The sequence below is a fragment of the Geodermatophilus sp. DSM 44513 genome (genome assembly GCF_032460525.1).
In the GTDB taxonomy this organism is placed as follows: domain Bacteria; phylum Actinomycetota; class Actinomycetes; order Mycobacteriales; family Geodermatophilaceae; genus Geodermatophilus.
In genome coordinates this window covers 2,032,411-2,047,671 of the sequence record NZ_CP135963.1, presented here as the reverse complement: position 1 = coordinate 2,047,671, position 15,261 = coordinate 2,032,411, and the positions used below count along the sequence as shown (strand labels likewise).

Sequence of the window (15,261 nt, the reverse complement as noted above, 5' to 3'; positions counted from 1 at the left end):
GGTGGGGGGTCGTGCGTTCAGAACCGCACAGTGGACGCGTTGTCTTCATCGTGGCTCGCCGTCGTGACGACCACGGGCCCCGCTGGTGTCGGGGGGTGTGGTGGTCGTGTGGTCAAGCCCTCGGCCTGTTAGTACCGGTCAGCTCCACACCTCACGGTGCTCCCACTTCCGGCCTATCAACCCGCTGGTCTGAGCGGGGGCCTTACCCCATTGACTGGGTGAGAGACCTCATCTCGAAGCGAGCTTCCCGCTTAGATGCTTTCAGCGGTTATCCCTGCCGAACGTAGCCAACCAGCCGTGCACCTGGCGGTACAACTGGCACACCAGAGGTTCGTCCGTCCCGGTCCTCTCGTACTAGGGACAGCTCTTCTCAAGTCTCTTACGCGCGCGGCGGATAGGGACCGAACTGTCTCACGACGTTCTAAACCCAGCTCGCGTACCGCTTTAATGGGCGAACAGCCCAACCCTTGGGACCTACTCCAGCCCCAGGATGCGACGAGCCGACATCGAGGTGCCAAACCATCCCGTCGATATGGACTCTTGGGGAAGATCAGCCTGTTATCCCCGGGGTACCTTTTATCCGTTGAGCGACACCGCTTCCACCTGCCGGTGCCGGGTCACTAGTCCCAGCTTTCGCTCCTGCTCGACCCGTCGGTCTCACAGTCAAGCCCCCTTGTGCACTTGCACTCGACACCTGATTGCCAACCAGGCTGAGGGGACCTTTGGGCGCCTCCGTTACCCTTTGGGAGGCAACCGCCCCAGTTAAACTACCCACCTGACACTGTTCCTGATCCGGATCACGGACCCAGGTTAGACATCCAATTCGACCAGAGTGGTATTTCAACGGCGACTCCACCGACACTGGCGTGCCGGCTTCCCAGTCTCCCACCTATCCTACACAAACCGAACCGAACACCAATATCAAGCTGTAGTGAAGGTCCCGGGGTCTTTCCGTCCTGCCGCGCGTAACGAGCATCTTTACTCGTAGTGCAATTTCGCCGAGCCTGTGGTTGAGACAGCTGAGAAGTCGTTACGCCATTCGTGCAGGTCGGAACTTACCCGACAAGGAATTTCGCTACCTTAGGATGGTTATAGTTACCACCGCCGTTTACTGGCGCTTGAGTTCTGAGCTTCGCACACTTGCGTGCACTGACCCGTCCCCTTAACGTTCCAGCACCGGGCAGGCGTCAGTCCGTATACATCGTCTTACGACTTCGCACGGACCTGTGTTTTTAGTAAACAGTCGCTTCTCACTGGTCTCTGCGGCCGCCCACCGCTGCCCACCGCTTGGGTGTTCACAGCAGACGGCCCCCCTTCTCCCGAAGTTACGGGGGCATTTTGCCGAGTTCCTTAACCACAGTTCGCTCGATCGCCTCGGTATTCTCTACCTGACCACCTGAGTTGGTTTGGGGTACGGGCCGCTCGGAACTCGCTAGAGGCTTTTCTCGGCAGCATAGGATCATCGAATTCACCGCAATCGGCTATGCGTCAGGCCTCACCCTGCATGGGGGGCGGATTTACCTACCCCCCGGGCCACACCCTTGCACCGGTACCACCACTCACCGGCTACGACTACCTTCCTGCGTCACCCCATCGCTTACCTACTACCACTCCGGGCCCCACACTCCCCACCGGCGCTCCAAAGAACACCAGCGGTTCGGGTGGTTAGCATCGGTGGCCTCAGCATGGGCGTTCCTTCGCGGGTACGGGAATATCAACCCGTTGTCCATCGACTACGCCTGTCGGCCTCGCCTTAGGTCCCGACTCACCCTGGGCGGATTAGCCTGGCCCAGGAACCCTTGGTCTTCCGGCGGGGGAGGTTCTCACTCCCCTCTCGCTACTCATGCCTGCATTCTCACTCGCGTGGCGTCCACGGCTGGATCACTCCGCCGCTTCCCCCGCCACACGACGCTCCCCTACCCACCCCACCACCTGGCCGCCACCCCGCAGGGCAACGACAGGCTGACGATGGAGTGCCACGGCTTCGGCGGTGTGCTTGAGCCCCGCTACATTGTCGGCGCGGAACCACTTGACCAGTGAGCTATTACGCACTCTTTCAAGGGTGGCTGCTTCTAAGCCAACCTCCTGGTTGTCTCTGCGATCCCACATCCTTTTCCACTTAGCACACGCTTAGGGGCCTTAGCCGATGATCTGGGCTGTTTCCCTCTCGACTACGAACCTTATCGCCCGCAGTCTCACTGCCACGCTCTCACTTACCGGCATTCGGAGTTTGGTTGACGTCAGTAACCTTGTGGGGCCCATCGGCCATCCAGTGCTCTACCTCCGGCAAGAAACACGCGACGCTGCACCTAAATGCATTTCGGGGAGAACCAGCTATCACCGAGTTTGATTGGCCTTTCACCCCTACCCACAGCTCATCCCCCAGGTTTTCAACCCTGGTGGGTTCGGTCCTCCACGCGGTCTTACCCGCGCTTCAACCTGGCCATGGGTAGATCACTCGGCTTCGGGTCTAGGACACGCGACTGATCGTCCATACGGACACGCCCTGTTCGGACTCGCTTTCGCTACGGCTACCCCCCACGGGTTAACCTCGCCACGCACCACTAACTCGCAGGCTCATTCTTCAAAAGGCACGCAATCACCGCCGCACCGAAGTGCGATTCACGGCTCTCACGGCTTGTAGGCACACGGTTTCAGGTACTGTTTCACTCCCCTCCCGGGGTACTTTTCACCTTTCCCTCACGGTACTCGTCCGCTATCGGTCACCAGGGAGTATTCAGGCTTAGCGGGTGGTCCCGCCAGATTCACACCGAATTCCACGGGCTCGGTGCTACTCGGGAACACGTCACAAGGAGGACCAGTGCTTTCGCCTACGGGGCTCTCACCCTCTCCGGCGACCCCTTCCAGAGGCCTTCGGCTAACACGCAGTCTTTCTCACTCCTCCACGTACCGGCAGATACGCACGGACGGTCCCACGACCCCGCTCCCACAACCCCTGCCGGGTATCACATGGAAACGGTTTAGCCTCATCCGCTTTCGCTCGCCACTACTCACGGAATCACGGTTGTTTTCTCTTCCTGTGGGTACTGAGATGTTTCACTTCCCCACGTTCCCTCCACACGCCCTATACATTCAGGCGCAGGTCACACCACATGACTGGTGCGGGGTTCCCCCATTCGGACATCCTCGGATCAACGCTCGGTTGGCAGCTCCCCGAGGCTTATCGCAGCCTCCTACGTCCTTCATCGGCTCCTGGTGCCCAGGCATCCACCGTGTGCCCTCAACAACTTGGCCACACAAACCACAACACACCCCACACCCGGCCTCCGGTGTGAACCGGACGACCACGCGCGGGGCACCTACAAACCAGATAAAGATGCTCGCGTCCACTGTGCAGTTCTCAACGAACGACCGGCCACCACCCGACTCGCCCCCGCCAGACCCCACCCCACCCGGCGTGCACGCGACGAACGCGAGCACACCGGACACGACAGGCGGTACGAGGACCCGGACGGCCCCGACACGAGAGAACACACCTCAGCCCCGGCCAGCCAACCACACACGACGCGCGTGCACCGGCGGCTACCGGGGATCCGAGGTCCGCTCCCTCAGGACCCAACAGCGTGCCTACGACCACCTGCTGCACCACGGCCCCGTTCCTCACGCCCCACGCAGGAGGCGTCGTACCAGGGGCCGGCCACAACCGGCATCGAACTGGTCAGCGTTCCACCCTCGAGCACCACCCCAGGAACACCCCACCCCCCACAGGCGGGGGGCCGTCGCGTCCTGGGCGCGGCTCTGGACCACCAGCACGAGTCTGGCGGCCAGTGCTCCTTAGAAAGGAGGTGATCCAGCCGCACCTTCCGGTACGGCTACCTTGTTACGACTTCGTCCCAATCGCCGATCCCGCCTTCGACGGCTCCCTCCACGAGGGTTGGGCCACCGGCTTCGGGCGTTACCGACTTTCGTGACGTGACGGGCGGTGTGTACAAGGCCCGGGAACGTATTCACCGCAGCGTTGCTGATCTGCGATTACTAGCGACTCCAACTTCATGGGGTCGAGTTGCAGACCCCAATCCGAACTGAGACCGGCTTTTTGGGATTCGCTCCACCTCACGGTATCGCAGCCCTTTGTACCGGCCATTGTAGCATGTTTGCAGCCCTAGACATAAGGGGCATGATGATTTGACGTCATCCCCACCTTCCTCCGAGTTGACCCCGGCAGTCTCCCATGAGTCCCCGGCATTATCCGCTGGCAACATGGAACGAGGGTTGCGCTCGTTGCGGGACTTAACCCAACATCTCACGACACGAGCTGACGACAACCATGCACCACCTGTGCACGGCCCTTACGGACCCCGCATCTCTGCGAGATTTCCGTGCATGTCAAGCCTAGGTAAGGTTCTTCGCGTTGCATCGAATTAAGCAACATGCTCCGCCGCTTGTGCGGGCCCCCGTCAATTCCTTTGAGTTTTAGCCTTGCGGCCGTACTCCCCAGGCGGGGCGCTTAATGCGTTAGCTGCGGCACGGAGACCGTGGAATGGCCCCCACACCTAGCGCCCAACGTTTACGGCGTGGACTACCAGGGTATCTAATCCTGTTCGCTCCCCACGCTTTCGCTCCTCAGCGTCAGTTGTTGCCCAGAGACCCGCCTTCGCCACCGGTGTTCCTCCTGATATCTGCGCATTTCACCGCTACACCAGGAATTCCAGTCTCCCCTGCAACACTCGAGTCTGCCCGTATCGACTGCAGGCCCGGAGTTGAGCTCCGGGTTTTCACAGCCGACGCGACAGACCGCCTACGAGCTCTTTACGCCCAATAATTCCGGACAACGCTTGCACCCTACGTATTACCGCGGCTGCTGGCACGTAGTTGGCCGGTGCTTCTTCTGCAGGTACCGTCACTTCCGCTTCGTCCCTGCTGAAAGAGGTTTACAACCCGAAGGCCGTCATCCCCCACGCGGCGTCGCTGCGTCAGGCTTCCGCCCATTGCGCAATATTCCCCACTGCTGCCTCCCGTAGGAGTCTGGGCCGTGTCTCAGTCCCAGTGTGGCCGGTCACCCTCTCAGGCCGGCTACCCGTCGTCGCCTTGGTAGGCCACTACCCCACCAACAAGCTGATAGGCCGCGGGCCCATCCCCAGCCGGACGAATCCTTTCCACCACCAGACCATGCGGCCAGCGGTCACATCCGGTATTAGCCCCAATTTCTTGGAGTTATCCCAGAGCCAGGGGCAGGTTACCCACGTGTTACTCACCCGTTCGCCACTGATCACCCACCGAAGCAGGATCACCGTTCGACTTGCATGTGTTAAGCACGCCGCCAGCGTTCGTCCTGAGCCAGGATCAAACTCTCCGTAGATGTTCGAACCCCGGCCGAGAACCGAGAACTGGACGCTCTCGATCAATCAACCAAAGGAACCCACAAAGGGGTTAATTACTTGGCACTGACTTTCGGCACGCTGTTGAGTTCTCAAGGAGCGGACGCTCACGACACCGGGCCGGGTGGGCCTTCGATCGCGGCGGCTGTTCCACGTTACGCCGTCTCCCGTGTCCGTCAAGCTGCGGGTCGGGGACCCACGCTCGGCGTTCCGGAGGGGCGGCACCAGCGGGACGGTGTGCCCGGGAGGACTCCCGGGACCAGCGAGGCCGCTGGGCTGGTGGCGCCTGGTCCAACCCGCGGGGCGGTGACCGTGGTCCCGTTCCCCGCGCCGGTCTCGCCGGGCGCAGGAGAGAAGTTACGTGGGTGTCGTCCGGGGTGTCAAACGACCGCAGCGTGACGCCCGACACCGGGCTGCAACAGCCCGGTCACCCGCCGTTCACGTTCCGGGTCACCGGTCCGTGCCGCGGTGCACGCCGGCGATCGAGCGCTTCCCGCGGCGGAGCACCAGCCACCCACCCGGCAGCCAGTCGGCCTCCCCCGGCACGGTCTCGGCGTCGGTGACCCGCCGGTTGTTGAGGTAGGCGCCGCCCTCCCGCACGGTGCGGCGGGCCTCCGACAGGCTGGCGACCAGCCCGGTCTGCTGCAGCAGGGCGGCGACGGTCGGCGTCCCCCCGTCCACGGTGACGCTGCCCGCCTCGCGCAGGGCGGCGCCCAGGGTCTCCGCGCCCAGGGCGGACAGTTCGTCGCGGCCGAACAGCGCCCGGCCGGCGGCCTCGGCCTGGCGGAGCTCCTCCTCGCCGTGCACCAAGCGGGTCAGCTCCTCGGCCAGCGCGCGCTGCGCGGCCCGGGCGGCCGGGCGTGCCTCGGACTCGGCGACCAGCGCCGCGACCTCCTCGGCCGGGCGCTCGGAGTACAGCGGCAGCCAGGCGCGCGCGTCGTCGTCCTCCGCGTTCAGCCAGAACTGGAAGAAGGCGTACGGAGAGGTGAGCGAGGGGTCAAGCCAGACCGCGCCGCCCTCGCTCTTGCCGAACTTGGTCCCGTCGGACCTCGTCACCAGCGGGGTGGACAGCGCGTGCACCGTCGCCCCCTCGGTGCGGCGGACCAGGTCGATGCCGGCGGTGAGGTTGCCCCACTGGTCCGAGCCGCCGGTCTGCAGCGTGACGCCGTGCCGCCGGAACAGCTCGCGGTAGTCGTTGGCCTGCAGGAGCTGGTAGCTGAACTCGGTGTAGCTGATGCCGGCCTCGGAGTTCAGCCGGGCGGCGACGGCCTCCTTGGCCAGCATCCGGCCCACCCGGAAGTGCTTGCCCAGGTCGCGCAGCAGGTCGATGGCCGACAGGGGTGCGGTCCACTCCAGGTTGTCCACGTACACCGGGGCAGCCAGGCCGTGCCGCTGCGCGGGCACCTCGAGGAAGGGCGCGACCTGGGTGCGGATCCGGTCCACCCACTCCGCGACGGTGTCGCGGTCGTTGAGCTGGCGCTCCGCCGTGGGCCGGGGGTCGCCGATCAGGCCGGTGGCCCCGCCGACCAGGACGACGGGTCGGTGCCCGGCCCGCTGCAGTGCCCGGAGCACCGTGAACTGCAGCAGGTGGCCGACGTGCAGGCTGGGCGCGGTGGGGTCGAAGCCGGCGTAGTAGGTGACCGGTCCGGCGGCCAGGGCGGCGCGCAGGGCCGCCTCGTCGGTGCTCTGGGCGATCAGCCCGCGGCGGTGCAGCTCGTCGATCACGTCGGTCACGGATCCATCCTCGCTGGCGCTCGTCGGCCCCGTTCCCGGGGTGCCGTGTCCTGCGCGAGGTCGGTCACGGCCGACCGTCCTGGCCGGCGGGGCGGCGGCGGCGTCCGCCCGGACGGAAGGCGCTCACCGACGTGGCACCGGTCGCCCAGAACCGCCAGGACAGCTCGGTGGCCACGCTGATGCCGACCCGCGGTCCCGCCGACACGTCGGCGGGCGGGTCGCCGCGGTGCAGCCGCACGGGGGACGCCGGGTCGAGCAGGTCGGCGTCCCGGTCGGCGGGGCCGATGGCGAGGGCCTGGGTGAGCCGGGCCGGCCCGCGAGCCAGATCGCGGCCGGTGCGGGCGGCGGGACGGCGGGCGGTGGCCAGCTCCTCCCCCACCACGACGTCCCCGGCGCGCAGCAGCACCGCCGAGCCCTCCCCCGCCGCGCCGACGACGACGTTGGCGCACCAGTGCACGCCGTAGCTGAAGTACACGTAGAGCCGCCCGGGCGGGCCGAACATGACCGCCGCCCGAGGGGTCGGCCCGCGGTGGGAGTGCGCCGCCGGGTCGGTGCCGTCGCCGGCGTAGGCCTCCACCTCGGTGAGCCGCAGCGCCACCCGCCCGTCCGGGCGGTCGGTGACCAGCCAGCAGCCGAGCAGGGTGGGCGCCACGGCGTCCGGCGGCCCCAGCAGCTCGCCGGGGGTGAGCAGCGGGCCGGGGTCGCTCAGAGCGCCGCCGCCACGGGGGAGGACGCCGCCCAGCCGGCGTGCTCGCGGGCCAGCGCGGACAGCGACGCCAGCTGCTCGGCGACCCGCTCGGGCGCCGTCCCCCCGCGGGCCCGGCGGGCCGCCAGGGCGCCGCGCACCGACAGCACCGACCGGACGTCGGGGGTGAGCTCCGGGGCGACCTCGGCGAGCTGGGCGTCGGAGAGCTCGTGCAGCTCCAGACCCCGGGACTCGCAGGCGGCCACCATCGCGCCGCTGATCTCGTGGGCCGACCGGAACGGCACGCCCTGGCGGACCAGCCACTCGGCGACGTCGGTGGCCAGCGCGAAGCCCTGCGGCGCGGCGGCCTCCAGGACCTCGGGGCGCAGGGTGAGGGTGGCGACCATCCCGGTGACGGCGGGCAGCAGCAGCAGCAGCTGGCCCATGGAGTCGAAGACCGGCTCCTTGTCCTCCTGCAGGTCCCGGTCGTAGGCCAGCGGCAGGCCCTTGAGCACGGTGAGCAGGGCGGTGAGGTTGCCGACGAACCGGCCGGACTTGCCGCGGGCCAGCTCGGCGATGTCGGGGTTCTTCTTCTGCGGCATGATCGAGGACCCGGTGGCCCAGGCGTCGTCGAGGACGGCCCAGCCGAACTCCGTCGACGTCCAGAGCACGACCTCCTCCCCCAGCCGGGACAGGTGCACGCCGGCCAGCGCCGCGGCGAAGCAGAACTCGGCGGCGAAGTCCCGGTCGCTGACCCCGTCGATGGAGTTGTCCGACGCGCGGTCGAAGCCGAGCTCCGCGGCGACGGCGTCGGGGTCCAGCGGCAGCGACGAGCCGGCCAGCGCGCCGGAGCCGTACGGGCTGACGGCGGTGCGCCGGTCCCAGTCGCGCAGCCGGTCGACGTCCCGGGCGAAGGCGTGCGCGTGGGCGAGCAGCTGGTGGGCGAGCAGCACCGGCTGCGCGTGCTGCAGGTGCGTCATGCCCGGTGCGGGGACGTCGCGGTACCGGTCGGCCAGGCCGACGAGCGCGGCCTCCAGCGCGGCCAGCTCGCCGACCAGCGCGCGGACCGTGTGCCGCAGGTACAGCCGCAGGTCGGTGGCGATCTGGTCGTTGCGGCTGCGGCCGGCCCGCAGCTTGCCGCCGAGGGCGCCGAGCTTGCCGGTGAGGCCGCGTTCGAGGGCCTCGTGCACGTCCTCGTCGGACTCGACCGCGGTGAAGGTGCCGGCGGCGACCTCGGCGGACAGCTCGGTGAGGGCGGCGACCATCCGGTCGAGCTCGTCGTCGGTGAGCAGCCCGGCCCGGTGCAGCACGCGGGCGTGCGCCCGGGAGCCGGCCAGGTCGTAGGGGGCCAGCGCCCAGTCGAAGGAGGTGGACCGGGACAGCGCGGTCAGCGCGTCCGACGGCCCGCCGCCGAACCGCCCGCCCCAGAGGCGGGTCGAGGAGGCGGGTGCGGCGGCGGGGGGCACGGCGGACGGCACGGCGGGGTCGGCCGGGCTCACGGGTGGCTCAACTCTCTTCCAGGTCCTTCTTCAGCTCGGGGTAGGCCGCGGGCACGCGCCGGGACAGCGCGCGCAGCCGGTCGGCCAGGGCGGGTCCGCCGTCGGGCTCGCGGGAGACGACCAGCAGAGTGTCGTCCCCGGCGATCGTGCCCAGGACGTCGGGGAGGCCGACCTTGTCCAGCGCGGAGGCGAGGAACTGCGCCGCGCCGGGCGGGGTGCGCAGCACGGCCAGGTTGGCGCTGCCCTCGACGGAGGTCAGCAGGTCGGCCAGCAGGCGGGTGAGCCGGGCGGGTGCGGCCTGCGCGGGCCGCAGCGGGGCGTTCTCCGGGGGGAGCACGTAGGACGCCGGGGCGCCGTCGGAGCCGCGCATCTTGACCGCGCCGAGCTCCTCCAGGTCCCGGGAGAGGGTGGCCTGGGTGACCTCGATGCCGGAGGCCGCCAGCAGCGCGGCCAGCTGGGTCTGCGACGTGACCGGCCGGCCCTCGACGAGCTCGCGGATGCGCGCCTGGCGCGCCGAGCGGGTGGGGGTGGACGTCATCGCCACCCGCCGGGTCGTCGCCGCGGGGGTCGTCGGCGCGCGGGGCCGGTCAGGACCGCTCCAGGAGCCACGTCAGCACCGCCTTCTGCGCGTGCAGCCGGTTCTCCGCCTCGTCCCAGACCGCGCTCTGCGGCCCGTCGACCACCGACCCGGCGATCTCCTGGCCGCGGTAGGCCGGCAGGCAGTGCAGGACGACGGCGTCCTCGGCGGCCCGGGCGAGCGCGTCCTCGTCCAGGGCGTAGGGCCGGAACGGCGCGACGCGGGCGCCGCCCTCGTCCTCCTGCCCCATCGACACCCAGGTGTCGGTGGCCAGGACGTCGGCGCCGTCGGCGGCGGCCGCCGGGTCGGCGGTCCAGGACACCGAGCCGCCGGTCTCCGCCGCGATCGCCGCGGCCCGCTCCAGGACGGCGGGGTCTGGCCGGTACGCCTCGGGCGAGCCGACGCGCACGTGCATCCCGGCCGTGGCGCAGCCGAGCAGGTAGGAGTGCGCCATGTTGTTGGCGCCGTCGCCGAGGTAGCTCAGCGAGCGGCCGGCCAGCGACCCCCGGCGCTCGGCGACGGTCTGCAGGTCGGCGAGGACCTGGCAGGGGTGGAAGCCGTCGGTGAGCGCGTTGACCACCGGCACCCGGCTGACCGAGGCCATGGCCTCGAGGCGCTGCTGGCCGGAGGTGCGCCACACGATGGCGGCGGTCTGCCGGTCCAGCACCCGGGTGGTGTCCTCGACCGGCTCGCCGCGGCCGAGCTGGCTGGTGCCGGCGTCGATGACCAGCGGGGAGCCGCCGAGCTCGGCGACGCCCACGGCGAAGCTCACCCGGGTGCGGGTCGACGGCTTGTCGAACAGCACCGCCACCGTCCGCGGCACGCCGTTGGCGGCGCGCAGCGGGGTCGGGGCGGCGTCGGTGTGCCGGGTGCGCTTGAGCTCGGCGGCCAGCGCGAGCACCTCGGCCTGCTCGGCCGGGGCCAGGTCGTCGTCGCGCAGCAGGTGGCGGGTCACTGCTGCAGGGCGGTGTCGAGGGCGGCCGGGAGGGCGGCCAGGAAGGTGTCGACCTGGGCGTCGGTGACCACCAGGGACGGCGCCAGCCGGAGCACGCCCGGGGCGACGGCGTTGGTGAAGAAGCCGGCCTCGCGCAGCAGGGCCTCGAGCGCCCCGGCGACCGGCGCGGTGAGCACGACGCCGAGCAGGGCGCCCTTCCCCCGGACGCCGCTCACGGCCGGGTGCCCCAGGCCCTCGATGCCGGCGCTGAACCGGTGCTCGAGCTCCTTGGCCCGTTCCAGCAGCCCCTCGTCGCGGATCGTGTCGAGGACGGCGAGCGCGGCCGCGGCGGCGATCGGGTTGCCCCCGAACGTCGACCCGTGCGCGCCGGCCGTCATCAGCTCGGCCGCCTCACCGAAGGTCAGCACCGCGCCCAGCGGCAACCCGCCACCGACCGACTTGGCCAGCGTCACCACGTCCGGGGCCAACCCGTCGGCCTGGTGGGCGAACCACGACCCGGTCCGACCGATCCCGGTCTGCACCTCGTCCAGCGCGAACAACGCCCCCGCGTCCCGCGCGGCGGCCTGCGCGGCGGCCAGGTAGCCCGGCGGCGCCGGCAGCACCCCGCCCTCCCCCAGCACCGGCTCCAGCAACACCATCGCCGTGTCCTCCGACACCACCGCGGCCAGCGCGCCGGCGTCCCCGTAGGGCACGTGGGTGACCCCGCCGGGCAGCGGCGCGAACGCCGCGGCCTTGCCCGGCTGCCCGGTCAACGCCAGCGCCCCCATCGTCCGCCCGTGGAAGGACCCCTCCGCGGTCACCACCTGCGTGCGCCCGGTCAACCGGGACAGCTTGAACGCGGCCTCGTTGGCCTCCGCCCCGGAGTTGCAGAAGAACACCCGCCCCGACCGGCCGGCCAGCTCCACCAACCGCTCCGCCAGCGCCACCCCCGGCTCGTGCACCGCCAGGTTGGACACGTGGCCGAGGGTGGCCGCCTGCCGGGTGATCGCCTCGACCACCTTCGGGTGGGCGTGCCCGAGGATCGTCGTGGCGATGCCGCCGAGCAGGTCGGTGTACTCGCGGCCGTCGACGTCCCACACGGTCGCGCCCGCGCCACGGGCCAGCGCCACCGGCGGGGTCTTGTAGTTCGCCATCATCACCGCCGACCAGCGGGCCGACAGCTCCTCGGTGCGGGTCATGCCGGCTCCTCCCCGGTCGTCGTGCGGGCCGGGACCACCATGGTCCCGGTACCCTCGGTCGTGAACATCTCCAGCAGCAGGGCGTGCGGGGTGCGGCCGTCCACGACGGTCGCCCGCGTCACCCCGCCCTCGACCGCCCGCAGGCAGGCGGCCATCTTCGGGACCATCCCGGAGTCCAGGCCGGGCAGGATCTCGGCCAGCTCGGCGGCGTCGATCTGCTGCACCAGCGAGTCCCGGTCGGGCCAGTCGGCGTAGAGCCCCTCGACGTCGGTGAGGACGACGAGCTTGACCGCGCCCAGCGCCACCGCCAGGGCCGCGGCCGCGGTGTCGGCGTTGACGTTGTGCACCACGCCGTGGGCGTCCGGGGCCACGCTCGCCACGACCGGGATGTGCCCGGCCGCCAGCAGCGCCCGCACCGGGGTGGGGTCGACCGCGACGACGTCGCCGACCAGGCCGACGTCGACCTCCTCGCCGTCCACCACCGCGGTGGTGCGCTGGGCGGTGAACAGGCCGCCGTCCTCCCCGGACAGGTGCACGGCCATCGGGTCGTGCTGGTTGACCAGCCCGACGATGTCCGGTCCGACCTGGCCGGTGAGCACCATGCGGACGACGTCGATGGTCTCCGGCGTGGTGACCCGCAGCCCGCCGCGGAACTCGCTGGCGATGCCGAGGCGGCCGAGCATGTCGGTGATCTGCGGGCCGCCGCCGTGGACGACCACCGGCAGGATGCCGCAGGTCCGCAGGAACACCATGTCCTCGGCGAACGCCCGCCGGCACGCCTCGTCGACCATCGCGTGCCCGCCGTACTTGACCACCACGACACGGGAGTGGAACTCCTTGAGCCACGGCAGCGCCCCGGTGAGGACGGCGACCTTGCGGGCGTCGCCCTCCGGGTCGTGGGTGCGCATGACCCGCGTGCTGCCGATCCGCCGGCGGACGGCGGGCACCTCGGGCGGGACCTCGTCGACGGGCACGTCCGGCGGGCTGGGGTCCTGGGCCGTCCTGCCGGTCACGTCGAGTACGCCGAGTTCTCGTGCACGTAGGCGATCGACAGGTCGTTGGTCCAGATCGTCGCCTGCTCGCCGCCCGCGCCGAGGTCGACGTCGATGCCGATCGCCCGGCCGGTGAGGTCGACGCCCTCCCGCGGGTCGCCGATCGCGCCGCCCCGGCAGACGGTGACCCCGTTGATGGTCACGTCGACCCGGTCGGGCTCGAACACGGCGTCGGTGGTGCCGATGGCGGCCAGCACCCGCCCCCAGTTGGGGTCGTTGCCGAACAGCGCGGTCTTGAGCAGGTTGTTGCGCGCGCAGGCCCGCCCGGCGGTCAGCGCGTCCGCCACGCTCGCGGCGCCCCGGACGGTGATCGCGATGTCCTTGGTGGAGCCCTCGGCGTCGCTCAGCAGCTGCATGGCCAGGTCGGTGCACGCCGCGGTCAGCGCCTCGGCGACCTCCTCGGCGCCGGGCGTGACCCCGGCGGCGCCGTTGGCCAGCACGACCACGGTGTCGTTGGTGGACAGGCAGCCGTCGGAGTCCACCCGCTCGACGGAGACGCTCGTCGCCCGCTCCAGCGCGGCCTGCAGGGTCGCCGCGTCCACCGCGGCGTCGGTGGTGAGGACGACGAGCATGGTGGCCAGGCTGGGCGCGAGCATGCCGGCGCCCTTGGCCATGCCGCCGACCGTCCAGCCGTCCCGGACCTGCACGGTGGTCTTCGGGACGCTGTCGGTGGTCATGATCGCCCGCGCCGCGTCCGGCCCGCCGTCGGCCGCGAGCCCGGCCACCGCCGCCGTCACGCCGGCGGTGAGGCGGTCCATCGGCAGCCGGACGCCGATCAGCCCGGTGGAGCACACGGCGACGTCGACCGCGCCGACGTCCACCCCGGCCGCACCGAGCGCGGCGGCGGCGTGCTCGGCGGTCGCGTGGGTGTCCTGGAAGCCCTCGGCGCCGGTGCAGGCGTTGGCGCCGCCGGAGTTGAGGACGACGGCCCGCGCCCGGCCGGTGGCGACCACCTGGCGGGTCCACTGCACCGGCGCGGCCGGGAAGCGGTTGGTGGTGAAGACGGCGGCCGCGGCGTCGTGCGGGCCGTCGTTGACGACCAGGGCGACGTCGGGGGCGCCGGAGCTCTTCAGGCCGGCGGCGACCCCGGCGGCCCGGAAGCCCTGCGGGGCGGTGACGCTCACTGCAGGGTCCCCGCGGAGACGTGCAGCGCCAGCGGAGCGTCGCCGTGGGGTGGGATCACGGGGCGACCCCGACCAGGGGCAGGCCGGTGGTCTCGGGCAGGCCCAGGGCCAGGTTGGCGCACTGCACCGCCGCCCCGCCGGTGCCCTTGGTGAGGTTGTCCACCGCCGCGACGACCACGAGCCGGCCGGCGTCGGGGTCCACCGCCACCTGCAGCACGACGGTGTTGGCCCCCAGCACCTGCCCCGTCGTGGGCCACTGACCCTCCGGCAGCAGGTGCACGAACGGCTCGTCGCCGTAGGCCTTCTCGAACACCGCCCGCACCGCCCCGGCATCCACCCCAGCCGCCAGCCGGGCCGAGCAGGTCGCCAGGATCCCCCGGCTCATCGGCACCAGCACCGGGGTGAAACTCACCCCGACCGGCCCGCCGGCGGCCTGGGACAGGGTCTGCACCATCTCCGGGGTGTGCCGGTGCACCCCGCCCACCCCGTAGGCGCTCACCGACCCCATCACCTCACTGCCCAGCAGGTGCGCAGCCGCCTTCTTCCCCGCACCAGAGGTACCGGTGGCCGCGACCACCACCACGTCGGGCTCGACCAACCCGGCCGCCAGCGCCGGCGCCATCGCCAGGGTCACCGAGGTGGGGTAGCAGCCGGGCACCGCGATCCGCCGCGCCCCGACCAGCCGCTCCCGCTGACCAGGCAGCTCCGGCAACCCGTAGGGCCAGGTCCCAGGGTGCGGCGTGCCGGCGTGCCCGCCGCCGTACCACCGCGCCCACGCCGCCGGGTCGTCCAACCGGTGATCGGCTCCGCAGTCGACCACCAGCGTGTCCTCCGGGAGCTGCGCAGCGATCCCCGCGGACTCCCCGTGCGGCAACGCCAGCACCACCACGTCGTAGCCGGCCAGGTCCCCCGCCCCGCTGGGACGCACCTCCATGTCCGCGAACGGCAACAGGTGCGGGGCCACCTCCCCCAGCCGCCGCCCGGCACTGCTGTTGGCGTGCACCCCGGCCAGCCGCAGGGCCGGGTGCCCGGCCAGCAACCGGCACACCTCACCCCCGGCGTACCCGGTGGCGCCGGTGACCCCGACCGTCCACGTCCGTTGACCGCTCACGATGCAT

Annotated in this window: 9 protein-coding genes and 2 rRNA genes; all 11 read right to left on the bottom strand. The window is 70.6% G+C overall.

What is annotated here, in order from left to right; translation table 11 throughout:
• Positions 1–108 precede the first annotated feature (108 nt).
• A 23S ribosomal RNA gene (locus RTG05_RS09930) occupies positions 109–3,255 on the bottom strand.
• A 544-nt stretch (positions 3,256–3,799) separates the two neighbouring features.
• Positions 3,800–5,320: ribosomal RNA gene (locus RTG05_RS09925) — 16S ribosomal RNA — on the bottom strand.
• Together the 16S and 23S rRNA genes form the textbook arrangement of a ribosomal RNA operon.
• Positions 5,321–5,789: 469 nt before the next feature.
• On the bottom strand, positions 5,790–7,073 hold the full coding sequence (tyrS, locus tag RTG05_RS09920) for a tyrosine--tRNA ligase (protein WP_166528495.1): 1,284 nt from the start codon (positions 7,071–7,073) through the stop codon (positions 5,790–5,792).
• A 64-nt stretch (positions 7,074–7,137) separates the two neighbouring features.
• Positions 7,138–7,743: a DNA-3-methyladenine glycosylase gene (locus RTG05_RS09915; protein ID WP_315912573.1), complete on the bottom strand. Its 606-nt coding sequence runs from the start codon at positions 7,741–7,743 to the stop codon at positions 7,138–7,140.
• A gap of 35 nt (positions 7,744–7,778) precedes the next feature.
• A complete protein-coding gene (gene argH, locus RTG05_RS09910) occupies positions 7,779–9,257 on the bottom strand; it encodes an argininosuccinate lyase (protein WP_166528494.1) in 1,479 nt (492 codons plus the stop codon).
• A 7-nt stretch (positions 9,258–9,264) separates the two neighbouring features.
• Positions 9,265–9,801 (bottom strand): arginine repressor, encoded by a 537-nt coding sequence (locus RTG05_RS09905; protein WP_315912510.1) that lies wholly within the window; start codon positions 9,799–9,801, stop codon positions 9,265–9,267.
• A 43-nt stretch (positions 9,802–9,844) separates the two neighbouring features.
• Positions 9,845–10,789, bottom strand: coding sequence for an ornithine carbamoyltransferase (gene argF, locus RTG05_RS09900; protein WP_166528492.1), 945 nt, complete (start codon positions 10,787–10,789; stop codon positions 9,845–9,847).
• Complete coding sequence (locus RTG05_RS09895) at positions 10,786–11,967, bottom strand: acetylornithine transaminase (RefSeq protein WP_166528491.1); 1,182 nt, start codon at positions 11,965–11,967, stop codon at positions 10,786–10,788. The genes argF and RTG05_RS09895 overlap by 4 nt, the downstream gene beginning before the upstream one ends.
• Positions 11,964–12,980, bottom strand: coding sequence for an acetylglutamate kinase (argB, locus tag RTG05_RS09890; RefSeq protein ID WP_208104883.1), 1,017 nt, complete (start codon positions 12,978–12,980; stop codon positions 11,964–11,966). Before argB ends, RTG05_RS09895 begins: the two co-directional genes overlap by 4 nt.
• Complete coding sequence (argJ, locus tag RTG05_RS09885; protein ID WP_166528490.1) at positions 12,977–14,143, bottom strand: bifunctional glutamate N-acetyltransferase/amino-acid acetyltransferase ArgJ; 1,167 nt, start codon at positions 14,141–14,143, stop codon at positions 12,977–12,979. Before argJ ends, argB begins: the two co-directional genes overlap by 4 nt.
• Positions 14,144–14,198: 55 nt before the next feature.
• Positions 14,199–15,254 (bottom strand): N-acetyl-gamma-glutamyl-phosphate reductase, encoded by a 1,056-nt coding sequence (argC, locus tag RTG05_RS09880; protein WP_315912509.1) that lies wholly within the window; start codon positions 15,252–15,254, stop codon positions 14,199–14,201.
• Positions 15,255–15,261 lie beyond the last annotated feature (7 nt).

Excerpts from the sequence above, each read along its gene's own strand:
- RTG05_RS09895 (WP_166528491.1), bottom strand. The coding sequence starts at position 11,967 with ATGACCCGCACCGAGGAGCTGTCGGCCCGCTGGTCGGCGGTGATGATG.